At 31.7% G+C, this 4,379-nt stretch carries 5 protein-coding genes; all 5 read right to left on the reverse strand.

Annotated elements, in window-relative coordinates; all coding sequences use genetic code 11:
• Nucleotides 1-73 precede the first annotated feature (73 nt).
• Nucleotides 74-1,351 (reverse strand): TRAP transporter large permease, encoded by a 1,278-nt coding sequence (locus CI949_RS17375; RefSeq protein WP_073159516.1) that lies wholly within the window; start codon nt 1,349-1,351, stop codon nt 74-76.
• A gap of 15 nt (nt 1,352-1,366) precedes the next feature.
• Nucleotides 1,367-1,903: a TRAP transporter small permease gene (locus CI949_RS17380; RefSeq protein ID WP_073159514.1), complete on the reverse strand. Its 537-nt coding sequence runs from the start codon at nt 1,901-1,903 to the stop codon at nt 1,367-1,369.
• Between the two features lie 83 nt (nt 1,904-1,986).
• Nucleotides 1,987-2,985 carry a DctP family TRAP transporter solute-binding subunit gene (locus tag CI949_RS17385; protein ID WP_073159512.1) on the reverse strand — a complete coding sequence of 333 codons (999 nt, stop codon included), beginning with the start codon at nt 2,983-2,985 and terminating at the stop codon, nt 1,987-1,989.
• Nucleotides 2,986-3,092: 107 nt separating this feature from the next.
• Nucleotides 3,093-4,112, reverse strand: coding sequence for a 4-hydroxythreonine-4-phosphate dehydrogenase PdxA (pdxA, locus tag CI949_RS17390; protein WP_073159510.1), 1,020 nt, complete (start codon nt 4,110-4,112; stop codon nt 3,093-3,095).
• A partial coding sequence (locus CI949_RS17395) for a nucleotide-binding domain containing protein (protein ID WP_290768683.1) occupies nt 4,105-4,379 on the reverse strand: 275 nt, incomplete at its 5' end. The genes pdxA and CI949_RS17395, both read right to left, overlap by 8 nt.

The following is a 4,379-nucleotide window of genomic DNA, read 5'->3' on the forward strand; positions in this document are numbered from 1 at the left end:
CTTATAAGCTCTGACCGCAAAAAATTAATATTTTTCTGATCAATAATCTTAACTCAGATACTAATATTAACAATTAACCCATAAAAAAGTCTGGAATAAATGTTACTATTCCCGGAAATAAAATCAATAAAACCATTAAAGATATCATCATTATGACAAATGGTCCTATAGCTTTAATTATATCAGACATCTGAATTTTCGCTATATTACAGGAAATAAATAGACAAATACCTAAAGGAGGTGTCAACATTCCTGTTGCTAAGGCAATTACAAACATTACTCCAAAATGTACCGGATCCAGTCCAATCTGTTGTGCTATAGGAAAAAATATTGGAACCATTACAATTAGTGCGGCAGATGTTTCAACAAAAGTACCCATAATTAATAATATTACCATCATTAAAAAATATAATGAAATTGGATTTGTTGTTAAATTCAAAAGCTGGGTTGAAATTTGTTGAGGAATTTGTTCACTTGTCAATATCCAGGCAAATCCTGTAGCAGTTGCAATTAAAAACATAATTGTAGAAGTTGTAATGGCTGAGCTAACTAAAATTTCGGGTATATCTTTCCACTGCAGCTCTTTATAAATATAAAGACCGGCAATCAAACCATAAATAACAGCTACTACTGAAGCTTCTGTTGGAGTGAAAATACCTGCTAAAATACCGCCAATGATAATAAATGGCATAATAAGTGCCCAGAGTGCATCTTTAAAACTGGTGAAAACATTTTTGATACTGCTGCGTTCAAGTGTCTTATAACCTTCTTTTTTTGCAATAATGTAAGATAAAAGCATAAACCCCAAGCCTATTATAATTCCAGGTACAAATCCTCCTAGAAATAATTTGCCAATAGAAACTCCACTAATAACACCAAACAAAACCATAGGAATACTTGGAGGAATTATAACTCCAATACTACCCCCTGCAGCCTGTATAGAGGCTGCAATATTTTTCTTATAACCACCTCTTATCATTGCTGGAATTGAAATTGAACCAATTGCTGCAGTATCAGCTGCTGCTGCACCGGAAATGCCAGCAAAAAACATTGCTCCAATAACACTTACCATCCCTAAACCTCCAGCAATATGACCAACTAAAGATTCAGCAAATTTTACTAATCTTTTAGATATTCCACCTGTATTCATCAATTCTCCTGCCAGCATAAAGAAAGGTATTGCCATCAGTGGAAATGAATCTGTTCCAGTAAACATTCTTTGAAACAATATTAGTAATGGCAAATCGCTTTTAACCAATAACGCAATAGATGAAGCAATTCCTAAGGAAAATGCTATAGGTGTACCAATAATAAACAACAACACCATACTGCCTAAAATAACCAATGCCATAAATTAAACCTCCTTTTATTCTTGATATTTCGTAGTATCTCCATCTATTTTATAATCTTCAGTTTTACCATCTAATATTTCATCAAGAGCATTTCCAAAAACCATATTTTTTAAAATATTAATCGTATTAATGATCATTAAAAAAAGACCAATAAATACCCCACTGTAAGGATAAATCATCGGTATTCTTAAAGAGGCAGATCTCTGTCTACTTACTATATTTAATACTCCAACCCCTTTATAGCTAATACCCACTAAAAAGATTAAAATAAAAATATAAGATAAAAAAATGAAAAATTTACTTAATTTTCTTGGAAATAATTTTAAAAAAACATCAATACCCAAATGTTGGCCCTGTTTCAGAGCTAATGAGGCTCCTAAAAATGAAATCCATACAAAAAGAAAGCGGCTTAATTCTTCTGACCACTGTAAAGGGTTATTTAAAACAAAGCGAAAAATAACCTGCATAAAAACCAGAACAACCATTAAAGTTAAAAATGTTATTATTAAATACTTTATGACCTTATCTATTAAATTCAATATTTTATTCATATAGTCTATCCCCCTTTTTTTGTTTTTAAGCACATCAGCTTAAACGGCTGATGTGCCATTATAAGTTTTATTTTTATTCTAAATTAGTAATCGTAGTTCTGAATTTTATTCATTAATTCTAAACCAGCTTCCTTATCTCCCTCACCAATCATTTTTGCATTTTCATCATATACAGATTTGGTAGCTTCAACAAAAGCATCTTTATCAACACTGTTAACTTCCATACCCTCTTCCTGCAGTTTACCTAAAAGTCTCTCATCAGCTAAAATACTTAAATAACGTTCGTATTCTTTAGCTTCACTAGCTGATTTTCTAACTATTTCTTTATAATCTTCTGGCAGACTACTATAAAAGCTTTCGCTTATAAGCAATAAAGCTGGATTATAAAAGTGCTGTGTCATAGATAAGTATTCCTGTACCTCTGCAAAGTTATTAGAATAAATTACAGCTAATGGATTTTCCTGAGCATCAATTGTTCCCTGCTCTAAAGCTGTATAGACTTCACTAAATGCCATTGGAAGTGGACTAGCACCCATTGCTTCAAGAGATGCAAGCATTAATTTACTCTCCATAACTCTAATCTTAATACCATTTAAATCTTCAGGTTCATAGATAGGTCTAACACTATTAGTTATGTTTCTCCATCCATTCTCCCAGTATCCCAAATTTCTAATTCCTGCATCTACAAATCCTTTTGAAAGTTCTTGCCCAATTTCTCCGTCTAAAACTGAATATGCATGAGCTCTATTTTTAAATAGATAAGGAAGATCAAGAACCATGATTTCTGTTACAAATCCACCTAAAGGGCCAGTAGAACTTAATGCCATTTGAACAGTTCCCAGCTGTAAACCCTCTACTAAATCTCGTTCATCACCAAGTTGAGAACTTGGGAAAATCTGAACTTCAATTTCACCATTACTTCTATCTTCTACAAGTTCTTTAAATCTTAATAATCCCTGATTATAAATATGTCCCATGGGCTGAGTATTTCCAACTTTAATTGTGTATTCAGCTGCACTAACTACTCCAACACTTAATAAAACAAAAAGCACTACTAATAAAACTGATAATTTTTTCCTCATTTTTTTCCTCCTTAGATTTGGATAACACTCTTATTATAAAACAAGTCTGATTTAATAGAATAATATTTTGAATTTCTTTACCACTCCTTTCACTTGTGTTTTCTTATTTATATTACAAATTCAACAGCTAGTTCTAAAGCTTCCACTAAACTATCTTCATTAGCCTCATTTTCTCCAGCTATATCAAATGCAGTTCCATGATCTACTGAAGTTCTAATAATAGGTAAACCTACAGTAGTGTTTACTCCACTAACTGATTTCCACTCATTAGTTTTTTTATCCAGTTTAAAACCAGTTACTTTCATAGGTATATGGCCCTGATCATGATACATAACAACTGCTATATCATATCTTCCCCCCATAACCTTGGAAAAAACTGTATCTGGAGGGATAGGCCCTTCTACATTTATGCCTTCTTTTTGAACTTTTTTTATAGCAGGTATAATTTCTTCTATTTCTTCTCTACCAAAAAGTCCATTTTCCCCTGAATGCGGATTTAAACCAGCTACAGCAATTTTTGGTTTTTCTATTCCTATATCCAACATAGCCTTATTAGCTAAACAGATAACATCGTAAATTCTTTTTTCTTTCACTCTTTCAACCGCTTCTTTTAATGATACGTGAGTAGAAACATGAATGACTCTCATATTTTTACTACTAAGCATCATAGCATAATTATTAGTTGATGTTTTCTCAGCAAATAATTCTGTGTGACCTGCATAATGATAACCTGCTTTATTGATTGCTTCTTTATTAATTGGTCCAGTTACTACTGCCTGGATTCTATCTTCTAATGATAAATCTATTGCTTTTAATATATATTCAATTGCGGCTTTACCAGCTGCTAGACTCACTTCACCATATTTAAAATAATCCAATTGTATATTATCTAAATCGAGAATATCTATTGTACCAAATTCACCTAATGCATCCTCAGGTTTTTTTATAATATTTAATTTTAAATTAGATGGTATAAAACTAATGGCATCTTTTATTACAGCTTTACTCCCTATTATAATTGGGATGGAGTGTGTATATAATTCTTTTCTCCCCATTGCTTTGACAGCAATTTCAGCACCAACTCCTGCAGGGTCTCCCATTGTTATAGCAATTATAACTTTATTCATTGATAACATATCCTTTCTTTCTGTCTCTCAATTTATAAATAATTTCACTTATAGAGTCTTCAGTCCCAAAGCCACCAGCTTTAGTAATTATATTTAAATCTCCATAATTTACTGTTTTTGCAAGCGATAAGGGTATACCTGTCAATAATTCATCAATTATATTCAAATTTTTAACTTCTAATTTTTTACAAATCCCAGCTGCTGTATCACCTCCAGTAAGAAACAAATCAATATTAGAATAATCTTTAAAAAGATTTTTTATTAATT

It is taken from the genome of Halanaerobium sp., from assembly GCF_003070835.1.